Consider the following 21,124-nt stretch of genomic DNA (forward strand, 5'->3'; position numbering starts at 1 on the left):
TATACAAGAACAAATATGATTGGTGATGCTGGTGAACATCTGCTTGCTGCGCAGATTATACACTATTACGGCTTTCCTTGCAGGCTCACCAATATAGATATTGGCATCGATACGGAAATTGAGCTAATTGACCAAAACTATAAATCTACTGGTGAAATTATCAAAGCTCAAGTAAAAACTAAAACCGCGGAAGAGTTTGAAGTGAATGTCAAATCTGGCCACATCAAGTACTGGAACTCATTCAATCTACCAGCGGTCATTTTTTTAGTCCATCTCGAGCAAGGAAACATATACTGGCATGCGTTGGACAAATCGGAGAATTATAATTTATCAAAGCGGAATGTTAAAATAGCTTTTGATCCAAAGAACAAAGTCGGTCGCAAAAACAAAAATGAATTCATTAGGATTGTCCATCATAAGAACGAAAGGCTATTATCCTCGTTATATGAATGGGTGGACGAAACTTTAAGGAATGACGAATTGATTTTAGAAGACGAGGGCACAGACTTGACGATTTTTGAAGAATTAGTATATAAATACTATAAAGTTTGCTTTTTAATTAATGAGGCTGACAAACTTATCGAGTCAACACCAGCACTTGCTTGGGTAAAGAAGAAATATTCTTCCAAATTGATTAACTTTGGCTATTATTCCCACAATATTAAAGAACGCATTGAGGAATGCAAAATTGATCACGGACCTGAAATATTTGATCAATTGAATGAGACAAATAATAACTGGAGCATAAACGATCCTTTAAACTGAATAAAAACTTTACCTAATTTTTCCATAAACTATTAAAGCAATAATTACCCGCAAGAGCTGACCTAGAATTTTGGACACAGCAATTATGAAGCACAAAAAAAACAAAAAATCTTTATATTTTATTTAAAGTTTTTCTTCGTGTGAGTTAATTCAATTCAACCATGATTTTGGTATTAATGCATCGTCATCCTCGCCATCTCTCCATCTTTTAGTTTTAATGACGTTGCAATATTCTTTCCAACTGTCCTCTCCAGCGTGCTCCAAAACGATTATTTGAACCTTTCCTTTTGTATTTGTATTAAATGCTGATAAGACTTCAAATATCTTCTTCAATTTAATTAAATCTTCCTCTTGAACAGATTTATCATCATTTATTTCAGGAAAATAGGCTTGACTAGGTTGATCAAAAACAATAAATGGTGGTACCCTATTATCATTTAAGCCAATTAAATATTCGTGAATACCCAAATAAGTTGAAATGTGATATGCCATGTGGTTATGCCCACTACCAACTTCCCAAAAACCAGTTTCAGTACCGAGTTCGTCAAAAAATTTAAGTGTCAAAGCATCATTAATGTCTAAGTCTATTCTATCGCCACTTTTCTCAGCTTCGAACATCAATGCATACTTTTTTATATTTTCTGATATTTTATTTAATGCATAACGCTCACGATTTTTTAACTTTTCATTTCCAACCTCTTTTTCCATTTTGGCAATAGAGTTCTCATATTGTATTATTTTATCATCATTAGTATCTAATCCATTATTATATTCTTGAAATTGACTTAATGTTAGCTCAACTTGCCCTAAATATCTATAAATTGCGTTCTGGTTTTGTTTTAATCTTTTAAACTCCCCGTCCTCTCGCTGAAGCGCACTAATCTGATTTCTTATATTATTAATTTCGTTCTCTTTCTCTGTAATTTGCTTCTCCAATTTTTTACGTTCATTTAAGTAAATTTTGGCTGAATCTGCAACCTTGTCTGAAACCTTTTCAAATTCCGAAAGTAGTTGAGATAAATTTTTATGATATTCACCGATGTGGTCAGTAGTAGAATTACATAGTGGGCAAGGTTTATTATAGTCTAATTTCTCTTGGAGCCAACTTACAGCACTAAGCCTGCCTTTTTTGGTCAACGCATTATCGCCAATTTCCTTATTATTCGCTTGTATGCTTCTAATAATCGAAAGTCTTCGCCCCAAATCCTGTAGCTGGTCGGAAGATTCCAATTCTCTTTTATTTAAAGAATAAAGTTGTTCGGCGGCTAATTGAGTAGCGTGTTCTGGAACCCGAATTTTTTCAATATCAGCTGTAGCAATAAGTTGTAATTGTTGAACAAGGAAATCTTGATCTAATTCTTCAACATCGGTTTCCCTTTTAATTATTCCAAATTCCAACCCAATTCTATAATAATTTATTAGTTCTTGATTTAATCTAGACAATCGGTATTCTTTCATATCCCTGTCTTTGATTAGAATTCCTAGTTGCCTTTTCAGACCTTTAAGTTCTTCTCTTAACTCCAAAATTTTATTACTAATTACCCCAAGGAGATAAGGGAATAAAACTTTTAGTTTTTCACGATGAGCTGTAGAATCAGTCTTGAAGAACATTGTGGATTGGTTAGCAACCAAATACTGTGGTTGAAAATTCAGAGATATAGCGTTACGATAACTGGGCTTTTGAGTGTCAAACGATTGTACATAATCATTTGTAGTCAATCCAACATCAGCAAATCCTAATATAGTATTTAAATACTGCTTTATCTGCACGATACTAAATGGATAATCATCAACTGAGGTAGGTATTGAGACTATTTTATCTTCTGTTTTAAAAAAGTCATTAGAAACACCCGATATACCTGGTTCCGCCCTAGCAATTAAAATTTCTTTACCTTCCAATGTAATAATAATTCCAAATGCCTTTACCTTATTCCTGATTATACCAGAAGGAATTGAGCATTTTGAACTCCCAAGACAATAATCAATTATTGAAATAACCGAGGATTTACCCTTACCACTTGCACCTGTAATAACATTAACCTTATCAATTAAAAACTCAATTTGTCGTGGGGCCAATTCCTCATTCTTTGGCCATAATATTATCGACTTGATTCTAAAGTCCATTTATATATCTAAATTTAAGTACATTAAAAATTCTACGTCAGAAAGATTTGAAAACCATCCACCTAATTTCCTAGCAGTCCTGACCAAGTCGCCTATTTCGATAGAAGGAGGGCTAAACTTTTGTTTTGGTGAGTCTATGTTACTACTGATTATGTTTGAGCTAAAGTCTATGTCTAATAAATTGGCTTTAATACAAATCAAAAGAGAAAACATCGTTTTATCGAACATACTCCTTGTTTTTAGTGGAATAATATCAAATAATAATTTATTATCTTCCAACACATTATAAAAGCCTTTAATATTATTTGACCTTCCCTTTGCACTAGTAACAATATCCTTAGTGAAGAGAATCGGAAGTACTGGAAGCACTCGTTCTATCCTTGGCGATTGTTTGTCTTTATTTATACGTTCATAGGAAATCACAAACTCATTTAATAATAAAGCACCTAAGGAACTATTCTGATAAATATCAAATACATTTTCTACTTTCATTTGTTCGCTTGTATTTATTTAATTTCCGTCTGCCAATCAGGGTGCCATCCTATTATAAGTTTATCTGACAAGATGTGTAAGCTTCCAAGTATCGTATATGGCTGAATAACTGGATATCCGGCTAAACTATATCCAGCTGTATTTGATGAATCTATGTATATCAGGTTTCCAACATCCGCCTTTGTCAATGTAGGTTTGGTCTTAGCCTCTATTAAATGTCTTTTTTTATGACCTTTCCAATTTCGGGAAATGTCACTTTCTAATTCATTTATATCTTCTTGACAAGGAATAGTGCCATTTTCTGCCCATCTATCCCGTTCTTTCGAAGCGCGGAGAAAATGATCTATTGCATCAACAATGTCATCTTCATCAGCTTCAATCAAACTTAACTGTTTAATAAATATTTTATCCTGTTGTTGTTGCCTTTCAAAGTCAAATACAGGTATAGCTGAAACCGCCTGTTCGATAAATGGTCTTTCTAAAGATTCCTTAATATATACGTCTTTTATATCAATTAATTTCTGAGCTTTAATTGTACCTTCTTGACCTTTTGCCCATTTTCCGATTATATCATTAACCAACCATCCAAAGATTTTCTCATACACAGAATTAAAAGGAACTTCAGAACCAATTCTCAAATTGGCTTTAATCTCCTCTTTAAACTTATTTCTATCTGGATAGAACTCGTCTGCAGATAAAACAATTTTAGCAAGTAAATTTATAAAGTCTTCCTTTGAGTAGTCAGTTACAATATCATCGTGCAATTCTTTTGATTTACCTTTCAACTTACTTCCTATATCGAATAATTCGTCATAAAATCCTTCAAGTATGTTGCGGTCAGTTTTATAGTCGCTGACATAGTTAGCTTTATGAAGTTTAGAGATAGTTGATGTTGATGAAACTCTTTTATTAGTTGACAGAACGAACCGTGCTTTCTCCCTGGGGAATCTCCTCTGAATTGATAACCAAATGGAAAAGGTTTTCCATAGGTTTATATTAGAGTTTGAGAATGGGTTACTTTTCCCAGTTACACTTTTATCCTGCTCGTATATTCTGTTAATCTCTTGACCCGATTTTAATTGAGAAACAACATCATCATCCGTTTCTATTGAAACAAAGTCGATGTCTGATCTTGATAGCCAAAATATGGCACGCTCAAATTGATATAAATATCCTAATGCTTGTCCTGATGCAGATTTACCTAACGCCATAACTATAACGAGGTAACTTTAAACCAAAAAAAACTTCTTTATTTCCAGCATTATGAAAAACGTTAAAACTATTACCTTTATACAATAATAATAATTTAATATTCAAAACCCTATTGAATTAGAATCGTCGAGATAATTATTTGATTCAAAAATTTAATGAATTTTATTAAAAAGCACGTTATTGAAACCTTATAAAGTATTAATGCCCGCAAGGGCCGCCCGAAATTTTGGGCATAGCAAAGCACTAAGAACAATCTGCCCTTAGTGCCTAATTAAGTGTAGAAAATGGATTAATTCAACGCATTTACGCCAATCCTAGCAAAATCACTGCATAAATCAAATGTAGCCTGTGCCTTTCCCAATCCGTTGCCCGACATAATGGAATTGAACTTGGCCTCATCCGTTTTGTAGCTTTTCACATTCTGAAAATAGCCTGTAACGGAATTGTAAACACCAAACAAAGTTCCTTTTGTGGTTTCCATTTGTTGGCTTGGACTTGTACCCGAATATTCCAAAACCTTATCAACTACATTGCTGAACAGACTTGAAAACTCATCGGGTCGGCCTTTTTGTATGTTCTCTAAAGTTTCCTTATTTGGCGCCATTGCCATTTGCACCAACTTCTTAACCTGCTTATCGGTAATCTTGACCTTTGCCCACTGGTTAAAAATCTGCTCCATTTCTCCACCCAATTGGTTGGTGATGCCTAACAGTTGGTGTGCCTGTTTCAACCGTTCGTGTGCGCTTGCGGTATGTCGTATTTTTATAGCCCCTTTTTGGTTTTGTAATGCGGCATTCAACGTATTTTGGCAACAAATTCTAATCGGTGTAAACGATGCGGTAATGCTACCAAAACCATCGTGCGAAGTGGTGAGAAACAAATATTGCTCAATCAGATCTGATTTACCAACTTTGATAAACTCGGGCAGTTTTGCAGTTATAAAAATCCGTTCGCCCTTGCCCAATGCTCCTGCGGTCTCGTACAAAATCCCATCTCCACCGCCAACGATAGTATCAAAGAACGAAAAGGCGTCAACGTTCTGCACCACTTCGTAATCTTTACCGACTACGCCCAAAACCTGATTGGTATCGGTGCGGAGCGTGGCAAAATAATCGGGAACTTCAATTTCAGTATGCGCTAACAAATCGGGTTCATCCTCCTGGGCTTGTCCGTTATCAACTGTAAACAACCGACGTTTTTCGACCGTATAGTTTAAACCTGCGTGTTTAATGGCTTCCGCACTTGTCGGATAGTCCTCTATGATCGTGCCCAGACTGTGCCACGCTTTTTGCTTCACACTAAAAAAGCTATGCTTTTCGGTCTTACTATCATAATTTATGTTGTGTGCCATGATTGATATTTTTAACGTTTCTAACCCTTGATAATAAAATCTCTGTTTCCAGTACATTGATATTTGCCGTATCGCTAAGGGTCATTTTCGATTGGGTCTCTATCTCGTGTACGATATCTGATAGCTGTTTAAGGTCTGCGTGGACTGCCACACGTACCATGATAAAAATCGTTTCGTATTTCATCGTTTTTGGATATGTTGTTTCTTGAATTTGTCGAGTTGCTGATAAAAGGCTTTCGGGTTTTCCTCCTCAAATTCAACCCCGTAGCCAGTCCAGTATAACTGGTCTAAAAATTCTATAAATGCTTCAAGCATGATCTATCGATTTGATTAAGGAATTAACCGCCCCCGATATTTGGGGGCGGTCATTAGCTATTTGATTGGAAAATGGATATCTCCCTCGATTTCGGCAAGCTTGTCGATACATAGTTTATTTACCATCGCTGCAACTGCATTGATGATAAATGGGTTCTTTGTTGTAAATTCCCTTCCTTTGTCATCCTCAATGGTCAGTTCGCAACGTTGGTAGTGGTTGCTCTCGGTCTCGTCCGCATCATCTTTTTGCAACACTTCAAATTCCTCTAAAGTGTTAATGGTATCCAATAATTTGCCCCTTTGGTTGATACGGCGGTTGAGTTCCAATGCAAATTTGATGGTGGCATCCAAATTCATCTGTGGCTTCTGCTCCTGCAATTGTTCCTTCAATTCGATTTTTGTCGGCTCTGCCTTTGGTGCTTCGGGTGTAACCGCTGATTTTACCGGTTCGTTCTTTGTCTCGATGGGCTTTGTGGTGTCTGCTTCCGATTTTGGCTCTTCCTTAGCTTGGGTTTTGGTGGCATCCTTTAGCGGTAATGACGGACGGATTGCCGCTTTTTCTGTCGATTTGTTAACTGTTGTTGTGCTGTCTTTTCCGCTTCCGATTACTGTTGTTTTCATGATTTCTAAAATTTAATCTGTGTTCAATAATTATTTCGACTATCTACCCCAAAAGGGCGGTTCTCACTATGCCCAACGTTCTGACCGTTGGGGCGGTGGGTTCGGTGGGTGGGCTTCTGCCGTTGGTTCTGCTCATGGGTTTTTCTCCTTTAAAAAATGCTGTCGGCTGAAGCCTCCTGCCTTTTTGTTAAAAGCCCTCACTTGATACAATCCAATAGGCAGGCAAGACTTTGCCGAAAAAAAAACCTCGTGAGCGCAGCGAGCAGGGAAGATTTTTTTCGAGCAAACCCAAAGGGCTTGGTCTTGACTAGACTAGTGGATTGTTCAGAAATTTTGGCACAAAAAGGTTCGGGGGTAATTTTTTATCACCTAAAAGAAGTGGAAATTGAAAAATAAAGCCTTACCAGAACACCGTTACAATTTTTAGTGAGATTTTCAGCGACAGCACTTAATTGCTAATTTTTTTAGCGTAAATTTGAAGCCAATAAAATTGTTATGCTATGGGGAAGCTGAAAACTACTTATATTAGTCCTGTAAACAAGAAAAACGCTCACAAGATGGATAATAAGGTAAGTATTAACAATAACAGTGTAGACTCGGCTGGCATTACGAAAGACTATATGGAGGCCGTATCCGAGCTCCTGTGGAATGGATTTGATGCATATGCGACAGAAGTTGACATCATATTTGACACAAATCAAATCGGGACTATACATTGGCTGAGCATCATTGATAATGGAACTGGTATTAATCTGGGTAATTTAAGTGAGACCTTTGGCGCATTTTTAGATTCCATTAAGCGTAATACCTTCCAGCGTTCATCATATACCAAAGGAAAGAAAGGTAAAGGAAGATTTTCGTTTATTGCATTTGCTAATGAAGCAAAATGGCAAACAACATTTTTGGATCAAGTTACATCAAAATATTGCTCTTATGACATTAGTATAAGTGCTAGTAATAAGGATGTTTACAAAAATGACAACCAAATAAGCAGTGAGAGTGGAAAGACAGGTACTAAACTTACACTAACCAATTTGCATAGCGTTACGGGTTATTCATTTCAAGCAACTGATTTTGTAAATTACCTAAAAAATGAGTTTGGGTGGTTTCTCTTACTGAATAAGAAGAATGAATATAAGCTTTGTATAAATGGGGAGCCAATTAATTACGAAGATACTGTTGCAGAGAGTGAAGAAATATCGATGGATATTAAAGATGTTGACGGAACAGAGCACCACTTTGATATCACGTATATCAGATGGAATGAAAAGATTGGGGACAAATATTATTACTACTTTTTGAATGATGAAAAAAGAGAAGTATCAAAATCTCTAACATCTTTCAACAACAATGCCATCAACTTCTATCATAGCCTTTATATCGAATCCTCTTTCTTCAACAATTTTATCCATTCTGAATCCGCAGAACCTGCAACTAGAATGTTCGGAACTAATAATGCAACCCATGTTTACAAAGTGCTTTATAAGGAACTGCAAAAAATCAACGCAGAAAAACAGAAATTATTCATTAGAGGGAACGCGGCTGATGAACTAATTAGCAGATATGAACGTACAGGTGCCATACCTAAATTTGGTGATAGTAAGTATGAGCAGGAAAAAAAGAAAGACTTAATTGGAGTTGTAAAGGAAATATATTGCATTCAGCCAAAGATATTTAAGGGGCTGACAGATACACAGGAAAGAACAAGCATAGGCTTTATCAATTTACTGTTGGACACTAATGAGAGAGAGAATATACTTACCATACTTGATGGTATCGTAAACATTTCGGTCGAGGAAAGAAAGAGCCTTGCTACCTTACTTCAGAAAACAACATTCGGACGTATCACTAGAACCATTAATCTTATTGAAAGCAGGTATCGGACTGTTGAACTATTAAAAGCATTGGTTTTTGATTTAAAAATCTTTACTAATGAACGTGACCATATCCAGCATGCAATAGCTGAAAATTATTGGCTATTTGGAGAGCAATTTCATTTGGTGTCCGCAAACGTGGGTTTTGAAAAACTTCTAGCAAGTTACTTGAGTATTCTAGATGGAGAAGAAGCAAACAAAGTGATACAGAATATAGATCCTGAAAAGAACCGAAGACCTGATATTTTCATCTGTCGCCAAAGAAGTATTCCGGATAATTACAATCACGATGATGATATAGAAGAAAATATCATGGTTGAACTCAAACGTCCAACAGTTGTCATAGGAAAGGAACAGCTGAGGCAGATTGAAGATTACATGGATTATATTATTCGGAATGATCAATTTAATTCCAGTACAAGGAAGTGGAAATTCTTTGTAGTAAGCAATAAGATTGATGATTATATTCAAAAGCAATATGAGGCCTTTCAAGATAAGGGGAAAAGATATCTAGTGAAATTTTCTGGAAATATGGAAATCTATGCTATGTCGTGGGACGATGTTTTTAGAACATTTACTACAAAACATAAATACCTGCTTAATAGACTTGAACTTGATCAGAAATCAATAAGAGAGGAGATGAAATCCAAAGGTATCAGTTTTGGGGTAGATAGTTCAGACGAAATAACTAGAATTGTTAAACAAAATGCAGCGGATAACAATTAAAACTATAGTTAAGCAATCTAATTTGGATTTTGTATGGGGTCTTTCTCGTTTTTAACAATTGCGGATTATCCAACTTTCGATAATAAAAATGAATACTATCGTGAAGTTGTAAATCACCTCTTCTTACCAGAAGACTTTGTTTGCGAAAAGAGGCCATTTAGCTCTAAAAACAAGTTATATTGGGGCGATGCCTACAATGATGAAAAAGGTAAGTTCTTTTTTAAGGGATTTCGACAAACGGCAGGTATATGTAAGAGACGACTTGAAATCTTTGGTACAAATTTACTATCTGTTAAATTGGATTGGGATAATGCCAAAGTAAAGGCATCAGAAAATAATTGGTATAGTGCTGAGTATGATTTTAATATTAAAAGAGTCTCCTTTACTGCGTATAGGAAAGAGTTAGCCAATATTCTAACCAATAAAATAATTACTTACGAGCAAGAGAGAGATAATCTACACAACTCACTCATCGCAGATGGTTTAGTAATCTGTGGGCAATCAATTCCAGAAAGCCTTTATTCAATCTTATCGCTGGTTCCCGATGAAGCAATTGTGGAATATGATCTAACCGATATCTCTGCAGCAGGTTGGATTAAGGCCGAGAAGGTAAAAGATGATATTCGATTTGAAAAGATAATTATCCTTACTGAAGGAAGATCAGACTCAGAAATCCTTAAGTCGACACTGAAGCTCCTTTATCCCGAACTATTTCCATACTATCATTTCCTAGATTTTGGAGGATTTAAAGTTGAAGGGGGTGCATCAGCTCTAGTTAGAACTGTGAAAGCTTTTGCAGCAGCGAACGTGAATCACCCTATCATAGCTCTTTTTGATAATGATACGGCTGGGATATCTGAAATGTGCAAAATACCTAAAAAACTTCCCAATAACATTAAAGCTCTAAAATTGCCAGATATTGAAATTGCCAAAAATTTTGCCACCTTAGGACCAACAGGTATTGCTAAAGTAGATGTTAATGGGATGGCATGTGGAATTGAAATGTATCTTGGAGTTGAGGTACTTTCCAAAAATGGTCAATTTCCGTTAATACGATGGAGTAGTTTTGACAACGGATTGCAAAAATATCAAGGCTATTTTGAAAATAAGGATGAATTGCAATCCAGATTTTGGCAATTCGTAAAAGATGGTAAGGAATGGCCAATGCCTGAAATGAAGTTGATATGGGAGAGCATTTTTAATGCGTTTTGTTCAGTCGGTAACAAAGATTTAACATGATTAAACAATATTAGAAACTAGCCTAACGGTTTTACATTAGGCTAGTTCAAAAAAACACTAGCTACTATTTCGAATTCTTTTTCTCGGTAACTTCTTTTCTAATTTCGGTCGCTAAAACCTTTAAGTCCTGCATACCTTTACGTACTCTTGTTCCAGCCGCACCGTTAGCTTTGTTGTAGAATTTGTCGGCATCTGCTTCGATTGAAGCAATTAGTTCTTTTACTTTTTCGAATTTTTCCATGTTTTTCTAAATTTTTATGTTCAATGAATTATTTACACTTGTTAGAACGAATATATCATTTTTCGGTCTACATCGTCATTCCTTGGCCTTGGGCAACATCTTTTTGCTTGCCTTGTTCCATTTTCTTACTGAAAGAATTGCTGACTTCAAGACCTGTCTCCTTTAAAAACTGCTCACGCTTTTCGGGCTTACCATCCTCCCTGTAGAAGTTTAGTTTGCCATAGCGGACTGCCGTTTCCAGAAACATCTTGTTTTCCTGTCCATCCTTAAATACAGTAATCAATGGCCTATGACCGTTTAACAGTGCATTCTCTAGTTTCTGCGCTGTCTTTGGGTCTTCCATTTCCTTAATTCTATAGTTATTCAATTGCGCCTTAACATCGTAGCCATAGGCATCGGTGAAATGGCGCATGGTCAAATTATCGTTCCTGTCTCTTGCTTTATCGGTATCTAATTGCACCCAAGCATTGTATGGAACGCCATCTCGATTAAGCAAATCATCACGGTAGACTGATCTCCCCTGAACGAGGTTTGCCGCATGCTCACGCCCGAAGCCTTCGCCATGGTTCAGCCAAAAGGTCTGTGGCATAGGTGGAGATTTGAATGTACGTTCAAAATCCCTTGCCACATAGTTGATCTTGCCATTTTCCATATTGGCCAGCATGGTTTTGCTTGCCGCACTCTTGCCCACGGCAAGTTCGACATTTCCACTCTGTTTTTTGAAATAGCTTACGGCCTCGTTCAGGTTCTCCATTTTCTTGACCCCGTTATCCTGTCCCTCTGGTGTGTGGGTGATGATCATATACTTTTGGCTTTCTTCCAAAGGTTTGGCAAGATTGTGCACTGCTTCCAAACGGTTCAGGTAATAGTAATCAGACTGTCCGGATTGCTTGAATTGTAACGTGATGTCCACTTGACCTCTTGTTGCCTTAACTGTGTCGTGGAGCTTGAAAAAAGGTTCATCTTTTCTCATATGTTCTTCCATCTTTGCGATGTGGGCATCTCCAAAGCCCAGTTTTTTCATCTCTTTCTTGAGATCTTCCAAGTTGTTCAAATTCATAATATGATTTGTTTTAAATAATAAATCGGAATGGCTGTTCCCGTTTTCGTTGGGATGTAATAGCCAGTCCCTTTGCAGTTGCTTCAGTCCGTAGAGCAGATTGGCTATAGGTACAGCTTCGTGCCAATTGAAAATCTGCTGGTATTCCTTGGCATAGTCAAGGGCATCTATTTCCTCAAAAAAACAATCCAATTCGTAAGGTGAACCTATTGGGTTATCTGTATCGTAAACGACCCATTGGTTGCCCTCGTTTGCCTTTTGATCCAGAAAATCGATAAGCTTATTGACGGTCTCCGGTATTTCTACAAGTCCTGACATAGCGAATTTTTTATGGATTAAATTATCTTGCCCTATTCTGGTTGTTCCGCAGCAAAATGGAATAACCACTCTTCAGCTTAACCTTTATCTTCTTCACCTTTCTGCTGATCAGTTGCCGCGCCGCGTCAATACCTGCACTAGCAACTTGTGTGGCGACCGACTGGTCGAAACCAAAACCAACGCTCCGTACTGCATTATCGGTTCCGTCATTTAGTGCGCCCGTTAGAGCAGCCTCTGGAGCTGTGATACCAATCATACCATCAAGACTATAGACCGAAAGGTCTACAGGAATAATGGAAGTGCCCAATCTGATATTACTGATGTCGATGAGCAAACGCTGATTGGCTATCCTGCAAGCCCCAAAAATAATATGCCCTTTAGGAATGACCATATTGCCGATACTGAGGCTGTCCTGCAACCTTAGCTTGATGGTTGCACCCTGCACTGCTTTTTGGTTGTCCACCAATACAGCGGGCGTTGCACGGAAAAGACTGTCAGGCGAAAGTGAACGGGCAGACCGTTGGCGTTCTGCAACGCGCTCTGGATGCTGAATGTCCAATATGCTCTGCATCATCCCATTTAGCTGTGCCATTTCGGGGTCGTCGGCTTTGTTATCCTGCATCGTTTTCATTAAAGTCTCCAATCGCTCTACATCTGACTTCATCGAAGTAGGTTGTGATTTTGGTTGATTGGCTGGCTTGCCAAAACTTGGTTCCGGGCGGTTGATTTCCCTATTAAGCGCTTCAAGCTTTGCATTGATCTGCTGGGTCTGCTCATGGCCATTGACACTTGTAGAACTTCTATCTACATCAAAACCCAACTGTCCAGCGATACCCGCAATGCCCTGCTCATTTTTCTTTTGATCACGGTCTGCCTGCGCATAATAGTCGGCCTTGGTCTTTGGTGTATCGGCCGAGAAACTGGCATCTGGTAATTGGGTGTTGATGCCCTTCGTACTAGTTAATGGTGCCCCATTTTCTTTTTGCTTTTGGAGCAGATAGAAACCGAATAGCAACAACGGTACGACCAATAGCGGAAGGAACAATAGTAACTTTCGCCAATCTTTTTTAGTTTTTTTATCCATTTTAATATGTTTTTGATTTTAACTGAATGCACTAATTATAATGTACAGCAGATAGCTTGTCGCCAGTGTGCAAAAGACAATGAGAGCATACATTACCGATTTCGTGGAAACACCGTTGGTTTTGATGTTCAGCCAATTGGCAAGCCTCCGCTGTTTCTTTTCCAGATAGCAAGCAATATGGTCGGTTAACTTTTCATTTGTTTCTCCGTTTTTTTTCTTTCCGAATAATTTCATGGTCTAGAAGGTTTATCGATATTTTTCAGTGTTTCCCACCTTTGGATAAGAAAGCCGTGTGGATTATTGTCCGACCTTGATACGTTCCTTACATAGCCCTGCGTGATCAACATTTTCTGCATCACCGAACTGGAGCGGATGAGCCTCTGTGTAGCATAGCATCTGAAATAGAATGGATATTGGTCAATGTCTAGGCTGATGCTGTCCACCTCGATTTCCTGTGAAATATTGGCAGATATGATATTGTTATAATAGCCCTGTTCCTTAAGGTTGTCGCTCATTTTTTTGGCACTTTCATCTGCCAGATAAAGAGCATTTGCAATGTTTCTGTTAATGACTTTATCATCGGGATCGAGCGAAAAGAAATAGTTGTGGAAGGTTTTAATATGGTCACGAAGCTCTACAGGAAGGTTGTCCTTCCGCGTAGTACTGAACGCCTCGATCGCCTTCCCATTAGCCAAGATGTAAACCTTTGACTGCATTTCACTGACCAGTTCTGTGCTCTTATAGATTGAAAAGCCGGATAGAAGTACACATGCCACAATGAGAAACAGGCTGAACCTCTTGATATGCCTAAAGGCGGTATCGATATTTTTAAACTGTGTAAACATAAAATACTATTTAGAATCGCCACTTAATTTATCTTTGAAATAATCTTGTCCTGAGGTCTCTGCCATTCCACCCATTTGCCTTTTGCCGTCACCGTACGCATCGGACACCATTCCACTAATCGCAAGTCCCGCACGCTTGGCACCACTTGCGGCAAGTCCACCTGCCATCGCACCTGTACTGCTTCCCCAATTTCCCATCCCCCCAGCCATGCTATTTACCTTGGTCAACACCGAATTACCACCTCCAGCATGCACTACATAATTGGCAACCGTTGGTACACAGAAGTAGCCCACGATACCGATCAGCATAAATATCATGTAAGCTGTATCTTGGCTAGAAAAGAAAGTATCACCATTCTGTGCCACTTCATTGATATCTAGTTTGATCATGTTCTGCTGTATCTTACCTAGTATTGCTCCAAAGATGTTGGCAATCGGCAGCCACAGAAAAATATTGATATACCTTGCTACCCATACCGAAAGCGTATGTTGTAGTCCATCAAATACGGCAAAGCCCAATACCAATGGGCCGAGTATGGCCAGTACGATGAGAAAGAACGTGCGAAGCGTGTTGATACAGAGTGCCGCTGCCTGATAAACCAATTCCAAAAGTTCGTTCATGAATTGCTTGAAGCTGTGGCGCATCTTGAAATCCTGACGGTCTGCCCAGAATTTAATGTCATTGCCGATAGCCTCCATCCAGCCCTCGTCACTGCCGTTGGGGTCTTTAGGATGTGAATATTTGTACCATTCACTCCTTGAACCGCCGCCGTCCTCGCCGACGTACATTTTCCATTTGACTGACTTTTTAAGTTCGGCTTCCTTACGTTTAAGAAGTTCCTTGATTACAAGATTACTATCTTTTACCATCGCACCCGTAGCCGAAACGGTGGGCTGAAGCATCCCGTTGAACACCGAGAGCAGGGCGGGAAAAAGAACGATGGCAAGTCCAAGGGCAAAGGGTCGCAATAACGGATAGAAGTCGATGGGCTCGGCGGATGCAATTTGGCTCCATACGCGACTGGCGATATACCAGAGGGCACCAAATCCAGCAATACCACGGGCAACGGCAATAAGTCCCGAGCAGAGCGGTATCATTTCATCGTATACCTTTTCCAGTACTGCGTGCAGTCCACCAATTTTTCCTGCCAGTTCCTGCGCATTGGAGACCATCGGAAAGACAAGTATGCCAAGCAATACTATCAGAATTCTCTTAGATTTTAAATTTTCCATAATCATGTTATTGATAAAGATTTCGAAGCTGTCCCAGTTCCGCTTTTTGTCTTTCCCTTGCAAGGAAAAGAGAAGTAGCTTTGGTGTTGAAGTCACGTAAGAACATCAGTTTGTCCTGAGCATCCAAAAATATGCGGTCGATGGCGACCAAACGTTCCACATCCGTCATGCGAAGTTTGGAGGAAGTAATGACCATTGCCAATTCGTCCAGATTGTCGATACTCTGGCTGAACAGCTGCTCATAGACCCGTTCGAGATAACCTAGTTCATTGGAATTGAAGACATCCGAGGCACGGAACCTTTTAAAGGCCGCTTTGTATTCCGAAACAATATTCTTTTGAAAAGTGATGATGTCGGCAACACGCCTGTACTTTTTGACCTCGGGACTGACCAGCATTAGACCGTCCAAGAAAACCTCGTGCAGGGAAAAGTTGCCCTGCGATATATTCTTAATGGTATTATAGCCGCCCGAGATGACTTTGTACCCTTTCTTCATGTCCGAGAGGATGTTCTTCAGCTGGCTGAGCTTCTCTACGTTGAGCAACAATTGCTGTGCTTCCTGTGATTGGGCATTGGCACCAATCATAAAGAACAAAGACAGCATCCCTATGGCAATTAGCCTCCTTATGTTATTCATGTACTTCATAATTTCTCCTTAATTGTTCGGTGTCAGATTTTTCAAGTTGTTTTTGCAGGATCAGCTGTTCAACTTCAGTGGTAAAATGTTCGGTGAAGGATGACTTTTCCCGCATGGACAGATAGATCTTATCTAATCGCTTTAGTCGCTGTGCATCGTCCATTTCCAACTTGCCAGAGATGATAACTAAAAGCAATTCTTCCAGATCCTTTAGGCATTCCTCCCATAGGTTGTCCCTCACTTCCTGAACGTACAACTGGTTGGAAAGCGACAGGTGCACATTAGATCTGACATTGCCAAAAGCCTTTCCAATAGCTATCTGCATTTCAATGATTTCTGCAACCCGAACATTGTTCCTCACCACTGGGCTAACCTTTTTCAGTCCAGTGATAAAGGCATTGTGCAAACTAAATTCGCCATTTGAAAGATCCCTAATGGTATGCAGTCCCGAACTCGCGATCTCGTAGCCCTTCTTAAGGTAACCGGTGTAGACCTCTAATGCTGCGATCTGCTGTAGGAGATATTTCTTTTGGGTTTTTTTCTGTCGGAATAGCTCGTTCCAAGTTTGTGAATATCCTTGTCCTGTCCCAATAAAAAGCATGATTATGACGATCAAAAGCACCTTTATTTTACTCGACACCATAAATCTCCTTCATTTTGGCGGTTTCGTCCAGTGAGGCCGACCTTGAGATGGAAAGTCCGATATTGCTTGCGTTGAATTTCTTTAGTGACGAATAGTTGCCGTCCATCTCATCGGCTGCCTTTGCAATTAGTTCCAGCCTTGCCGCATCGCTCATTTGGGTCTTAAAAGAATTGATTACCAAAAAAATCTGGTCAAGGTTTTTAATACTCTCATCCAAAATCCCACCGTAGATTTTTCCCATGTATTCCAATTCCTCGGGCTTGAAATGTTTGTCCTTTTGAAACAGCCCCCATGCCCATTTGTATTCATCTACAATGGCTATCTGTTTTTCGGTGAGGTCTTTAATCCGCTTATAATAGGCAATTGCAGATTTGATGCGCCATAATTCATCATAATATTTTGCGTACTGTTCTTTCTGCTTTTCGGTCCAATCCGCAATTTCGGTCAACTTAAGTTTTGACAATTGGTTTTCCAAAACCTTCTGCGCATTCTGTAGCCAAATGGTCTCGTTCTGCAAGCGCTGTACTTTGAGGTCAACCGCTTTGATGACCTTTTTTACTCCCGCCTTGATCACTTCCAGCACAGCTATTTGTGCACTTGCCCCCTTTGGCAAGCCCACAAATAGCGTCATGGCGCTTAATGGCAGGACGATCATATATTTTTTCATAAAATTTCCTCCTGGGCTTATCCTAAATGGCTGACCCAATATTTTTAATAATGATTTCATGTTTCCGTTAATTAATTTTCTTATACTCCCTTTTGCCTACAGCCAGCTTGTTTTCTTTGGGATAGAAAGTGATAATCTTGCCTTTTGAAATTTCCATCAGGCTCTTTGTGCTGGTGTCGTATAAAGCTTTCCACTCTTCGGTCTCATACTGTCTTTTTCCTTTTTTACCATTCCTAATGAGTCTAAAACCTGTTTTGCGATGAATGAAGTAATTATTATCCGTGGACTCTTCGATTTCTAGCGTATCGCTGGCCATGCTATAATTTGAGGAGTCCTCGGAAACGTAGGTTCCCGCTATAAATTCCTTCGTGGTATTACTGCTGCATCCGGTAATGAACAATACTAGTGATGCAATTAATAAAATTGGACTTTTCATGTTGTTGTGATTTTGGTTTTATAATGTTAATTAGGAATGTGGCTGGGTTATATTTCCCTTGGTCGCCTCATTTCATTTGCCAATACCGAAATGCCCTTTTGTATGGAGCCATACTGCCTTGCATATTGCTGCACTTTGATCTTTTCACTTTCTTCAGTGGAATATGCCAGGTATTCTTCTATTGAGGGTTCGAAACGGTGTACTTTCATAACCTGCCCGCCCTGATCTATGAGCAGTTCCCGATAATTCCGGCCTTCTTCGTTTGCCTTGTTTACTGATAAGAGCAGAGTCTTGCCTTTATCGGACATGCCTAAGGCCTCCTGTAGTTTGTCAAACTTGTTCATGAACTTGCGCATATCCAGCAGTATCTTGGTATCCGAGAGATTGATAACTGTTTCCTTTATGATTAGTGAGCTAATCAAATCATCTACTTCTTGGGTGATTAGGGCGGCAATGCCGTTAAACTTGCGGACGGTCTTATAGAGATATTTTATAAACTCCGCCATTCCGCTCTTGGCAATAGCAATCCATGCCTCATCGATGGCTAATATCTTTCGCTGGCCTTTGAGTTTTCGCATTTTGGAAATGAATAGCTCCATGATGATGATGGTGACTACCGGAAATAAAATCGGATGGTTCTTCACGTTATCCAACTCGAACACGATAAAGCGTTCATTCAGCATATCCAGGTTCTCTTCGGCGTTCAGGAGGTAGTCATATTCTCCACCCTTGTAAAAGGGATTTAGAACATAGAGGAAATTGGATATGTCAAAATCTCGTTCCTTTACGTCTTCATTCCTGAGCACCAGCATGTACTTTTCCGTCAGATATTCATAAAAAGAATTGAAGCTGGGGAAGATTTCGGGATGTGCTGCTAGCTCCTGATAATACCCAGTGAGCGCATTGGATATGGCCACATATTCTGATCGGCGGAAAGTTTCATCTTCTTTTTTCCAAAGGGCCACCAGCAGGTTTTTAAGGCTTTCCTTTTTCTCGGTATCCAGCACTTCTCCATCGGTGAGATAAAAGGGATTGAATCTGATCGGGTTTTCCTCGGTGTAGACAAAATAGTATCCACCCACAAGCTCACAAAGGCCCTTGTAACTTTCACCAATATCAATTGTCACACAATGGATACCCTGCTCGTAAAGGCTGCGCAGCATGTGATTCATCATCATGGATTTACCCCCGCCGGAACCACCGCACACAAATAGGTTACGGTTGGTCACCGTCCCGTTTTTCATTGGCTCATCGAATAGGTCTACCCATACCGGCCTGCCATACAAGCGTTCGCTAAAACGAATGCCCTGAACGCAAGAGCGGTAATTGCCGTCCGCATTGAAAAAGCAGGTGGCCTGCTCTAAAAATGTATCGAAGGTATCATTCATTGGAAAGTCTGCGGCATTCCCTGGTATTCCCGCCCACCAGATTTGTGCAGCACCGTCGGTTTCATGTTTGGCTACGGCATCGATCCGTGCCATCGCAGACCCAACTTTGTTGCGGATCTCCTGCAAAGCACTTGTATCATTTGTCCAGGCCATAACATTAAAATGTGCCTTGACTGGCAGACGTTGAGCGCTGATCGCCTCATTCAGAAAATCTGAAGTTGCATCCCTCGCAATGGCGTTCTCTCTGGAATAGGCGGATAAAGATTGTAGGCGCAGCCTTTTCTTTTCAAGCGCTTTCAGGGTTCTCTGCGTATCTTCGATGAACACGTATTGGTTCATAATGTGGTTACAGTCCAGCAGAAGACCCAGACCGGAAGCAAAGCTAATACTGAATTTAGTTTTGTCAGTGCTATAATTCTCATAGTTGATCCTGCTGCCACAAAGTGATGGCATGTCTTCTACATCGGACAAGGTAAACAGCTGGCAATGGTTATCCCCGATACGGATGCCATCTTTGATGTGTATGTCCTTAATCATAGGTATTTCATCCTCGCCCTGCAAAAATGTGTACTGCTCGATGATGCCCGAAGACTTATTGGTTCCGGCCAGTTCTTTGTCAGTCAGCTTGCGGAGGGAAGCGAAACCGCTGTCTTTCAGAATCCGCTCAAAGCGGCTTGCATTGTCCATAAAATCATTAAACAGCGCTGCCTCAATTGTCTGCCTAGGAACGATGGACTTGCGCAGAATGCCAGAGTAGGCTGAAGAAGATAGTTTACGGCCTGCGGGCTTTTTGGTCAGAAAGATATAACAGCGGTGGTCTAAGTAGACCCTGCCCTCAAAGAAAATGTCACTTGAGCTACTTAGAAAACTGGCATCCGTTTGGCCTGTTTCTGCTTTAAAATTGTTCTTTGTGAAATAATCCTGCTTATGGAAGATACTATGAGGTGGTAAAACCCGAATTGCTTTCACAAGCGTCTGGTGCCATGCTTCGTAATCCTGCGAGGAAAGGGTAAATATCTCCGGCAGGGTGACCTCATAGGCTACAGTCAAATCGCCCTGCGCCGATACGATGGCATGGTGCTCTACTTTGCTTAGGGGCATTATTTTTTCAATTTCGATCATCGCTTTTCAGTAATTAAGGAGGTGAATAGTTTGCGGGAATTGAATTTGAGGTAGTGCGGAAGGCTGCGTTTTGCGAAGTATTTTAGTAGTCCGTACTTGCCGAACTTATGGCTGAGGCGGGTAACTGTAAAAATAAGAGCACTACCTAGGCCTAAAATAACCGGCATGATCACGAGCAGGCTCACACCTAATATGTAAAGTATTGCAAAACTGATTAGCAGCAGCACAAGTCCAACTGCCAAATAGGCAATATACTGTGCCTTAAGACCCTTAAAGACAATCGGCTTGGAAACCCCTTTGTTAATTTGATAGATACTGGCCATGGCTATATCCCAAAAAAAGATTTAAGCACGGTGGCCACCACCACCAAAAAGATACAACTACCAAACCAAGCAGCCGCAACCTTATTGGTATCTGGTTCTCCGGCGTTCCACTTATTAAAGACCTTAATAGCGCCTATGATACCTACTACTGCTCCGATGGCATACATCAGGTCGCATCCGGTATCGAAATAACCTTTTACTTTGTTGGTTGCCTCGGCAATGCCCGCATTGCCGTCTTGTCCAAAACAGTAGTTTAAAGTAACAGCTAAAGCCAAAACCATAAGTGTCTTCAGCAGGGCTTGTTGCCTTGGACTGTAGGGGATATGAGTAGCTTCCATACCCAAATGCATTCTAAAAAACGAAATGACTTTTTTTATTCTTTTCATCGACTTATAGATTATATTGAAA

Annotated in this window: 22 protein-coding genes; 3 read left to right on the forward strand and 19 right to left on the reverse strand. The window is 39.7% G+C overall.

The window, feature by feature from the left end; translation table 11 throughout:
- Window positions 1-15 precede the first annotated feature (15 nt).
- Window positions 16-765, forward strand: coding sequence for a DUF4365 domain-containing protein (locus BM107_RS21270; RefSeq protein ID WP_090987084.1), 750 nt, complete (start codon window positions 16-18; stop codon window positions 763-765).
- 150 nt (window positions 766-915) lie between these two features.
- Here BM107_RS21270 and BM107_RS21275 read toward each other — a convergent pair whose 3' ends face one another.
- The 6 genes from BM107_RS21275 to BM107_RS21300 all read right to left on the reverse strand — a co-directional run bounded on the left by BM107_RS21275 (window position 916) and on the right by BM107_RS21300 (window position 6,880).
- Complete coding sequence (locus BM107_RS21275) at window positions 916-2,889, reverse strand: DUF3732 domain-containing protein (RefSeq protein ID WP_090987086.1); 1,974 nt, start codon at window positions 2,887-2,889, stop codon at window positions 916-918.
- Window positions 2,890-3,381 carry a three component ABC system middle component gene (locus BM107_RS21280; protein WP_090987088.1) on the reverse strand — a complete coding sequence of 164 codons (492 nt, stop codon included), beginning with the start codon at window positions 3,379-3,381 and terminating at the stop codon, window positions 2,890-2,892. It abuts the gene before it with no gap.
- 14 nt (window positions 3,382-3,395) lie between these two features.
- Complete coding sequence (locus tag BM107_RS21285; RefSeq protein ID WP_090987090.1) at window positions 3,396-4,592, reverse strand: ABC-three component system protein; 1,197 nt, start codon at window positions 4,590-4,592, stop codon at window positions 3,396-3,398.
- Between the two features lie 290 nt (window positions 4,593-4,882).
- The gene (locus BM107_RS21290; RefSeq protein WP_090987091.1) at window positions 4,883-5,944 is read right to left on the reverse strand and encodes a DUF932 domain-containing protein; all 1,062 of its coding nucleotides are present in this window, start codon (window positions 5,942-5,944) and stop codon (window positions 4,883-4,885) included.
- Window positions 5,922-6,128 (reverse strand): hypothetical protein, encoded by a 207-nt coding sequence (locus BM107_RS21295; RefSeq protein WP_090987093.1) that lies wholly within the window; start codon window positions 6,126-6,128, stop codon window positions 5,922-5,924. The genes BM107_RS21290 and BM107_RS21295 overlap by 23 nt, the downstream gene beginning before the upstream one ends.
- Before the next feature lie 188 nt (window positions 6,129-6,316).
- On the reverse strand, window positions 6,317-6,880 hold the full coding sequence (locus tag BM107_RS21300) for a hypothetical protein (protein WP_090987094.1): 564 nt from the start codon (window positions 6,878-6,880) through the stop codon (window positions 6,317-6,319).
- Window positions 6,881-7,380: 500 nt separating this feature from the next.
- On the opposite strand from BM107_RS21300, the gene BM107_RS21310 reads away from it, so the two are divergent.
- Both BM107_RS21310 and BM107_RS21315 read left to right on the forward strand, forming a co-directional pair.
- Window positions 7,381-9,480: an ATP-binding protein gene (locus tag BM107_RS21310; RefSeq protein ID WP_244278879.1), complete on the forward strand. Its 2,100-nt coding sequence runs from the start codon at window positions 7,381-7,383 to the stop codon at window positions 9,478-9,480.
- A 33-nt stretch (window positions 9,481-9,513) separates the two neighbouring features.
- On the forward strand, window positions 9,514-10,719 hold the full coding sequence (locus BM107_RS21315) for a HEPN/Toprim-associated domain-containing protein (RefSeq protein WP_090987098.1): 1,206 nt from the start codon (window positions 9,514-9,516) through the stop codon (window positions 10,717-10,719).
- 64 nt (window positions 10,720-10,783) lie between these two features.
- On the opposite strand, the gene BM107_RS21320 is transcribed toward BM107_RS21315, so the two are convergent.
- From BM107_RS21320 to BM107_RS21380, 13 genes are all read right to left on the reverse strand, one after another.
- Entirely contained in the window at window positions 10,784-10,960 is a 177-nt protein-coding gene (locus tag BM107_RS21320) for a histone H1 (protein WP_090987100.1), read from the reverse strand.
- Between the two features lie 67 nt (window positions 10,961-11,027).
- Window positions 11,028-12,338: a hypothetical protein gene (locus tag BM107_RS21325; RefSeq protein WP_090987102.1), complete on the reverse strand. Its 1,311-nt coding sequence runs from the start codon at window positions 12,336-12,338 to the stop codon at window positions 11,028-11,030.
- A gap of 22 nt (window positions 12,339-12,360) precedes the next feature.
- Entirely contained in the window at window positions 12,361-13,383 is a 1,023-nt protein-coding gene (traM, locus tag BM107_RS21330) for a conjugative transposon protein TraM (protein WP_159435294.1), read from the reverse strand.
- Window positions 13,384-13,440: 57 nt separating this feature from the next.
- Window positions 13,441-13,656 (reverse strand): hypothetical protein, encoded by a 216-nt coding sequence (locus BM107_RS21335; RefSeq protein ID WP_090987106.1) that lies wholly within the window; start codon window positions 13,654-13,656, stop codon window positions 13,441-13,443.
- Window positions 13,653-14,267, reverse strand: a complete 615-nt coding sequence (gene traK / locus BM107_RS21340) for a conjugative transposon protein TraK (protein ID WP_090987108.1) — start codon at window positions 14,265-14,267, stop codon at window positions 13,653-13,655. The genes BM107_RS21335 and traK overlap by 4 nt, the downstream gene beginning before the upstream one ends.
- Window positions 14,268-14,273: 6 nt before the next feature.
- Window positions 14,274-15,500: a conjugative transposon protein TraJ gene (gene traJ / locus BM107_RS21345; RefSeq protein ID WP_090987213.1), complete on the reverse strand. Its 1,227-nt coding sequence runs from the start codon at window positions 15,498-15,500 to the stop codon at window positions 14,274-14,276.
- Between the two features lie 7 nt (window positions 15,501-15,507).
- On the reverse strand, window positions 15,508-16,137 hold the full coding sequence (locus tag BM107_RS21350; RefSeq protein ID WP_090987215.1) for a hypothetical protein: 630 nt from the start codon (window positions 16,135-16,137) through the stop codon (window positions 15,508-15,510).
- Window positions 16,130-16,780 carry a hypothetical protein gene (locus BM107_RS21355; protein ID WP_139222319.1) on the reverse strand — a complete coding sequence of 217 codons (651 nt, stop codon included), beginning with the start codon at window positions 16,778-16,780 and terminating at the stop codon, window positions 16,130-16,132. Before BM107_RS21355 ends, BM107_RS21350 begins: the two co-directional genes overlap by 8 nt.
- The gene (locus BM107_RS21360) at window positions 16,767-17,507 is read right to left on the reverse strand and encodes a conjugal transfer protein TraI (protein ID WP_244278880.1); all 741 of its coding nucleotides are present in this window, start codon (window positions 17,505-17,507) and stop codon (window positions 16,767-16,769) included. Before BM107_RS21360 ends, BM107_RS21355 begins: the two co-directional genes overlap by 14 nt.
- Window positions 17,508-17,514: 7 nt before the next feature.
- Window positions 17,515-17,883, reverse strand: coding sequence for a hypothetical protein (locus tag BM107_RS21365; RefSeq protein ID WP_090987112.1), 369 nt, complete (start codon window positions 17,881-17,883; stop codon window positions 17,515-17,517).
- Between the two features lie 47 nt (window positions 17,884-17,930).
- Window positions 17,931-20,393 carry a TraG family conjugative transposon ATPase gene (locus BM107_RS21370; protein ID WP_090987114.1) on the reverse strand — a complete coding sequence of 821 codons (2,463 nt, stop codon included), beginning with the start codon at window positions 20,391-20,393 and terminating at the stop codon, window positions 17,931-17,933.
- Window positions 20,390-20,716 (reverse strand): DUF4133 domain-containing protein, encoded by a 327-nt coding sequence (locus BM107_RS21375; RefSeq protein ID WP_090987116.1) that lies wholly within the window; start codon window positions 20,714-20,716, stop codon window positions 20,390-20,392. Before BM107_RS21375 ends, BM107_RS21370 begins: the two co-directional genes overlap by 4 nt.
- A gap of 2 nt (window positions 20,717-20,718) precedes the next feature.
- Window positions 20,719-20,997 (reverse strand): DUF4134 domain-containing protein, encoded by a 279-nt coding sequence (locus BM107_RS21380; RefSeq protein WP_244278882.1) that lies wholly within the window; start codon window positions 20,995-20,997, stop codon window positions 20,719-20,721.
- Between the last annotated feature and the right edge of the window lie 127 nt (window positions 20,998-21,124).

The sequence above is a fragment of the Pedobacter suwonensis genome (assembly GCF_900111825.1).
Lineage (GTDB): Bacteria > Bacteroidota > Bacteroidia > Sphingobacteriales > Sphingobacteriaceae > Pedobacter > Pedobacter suwonensis.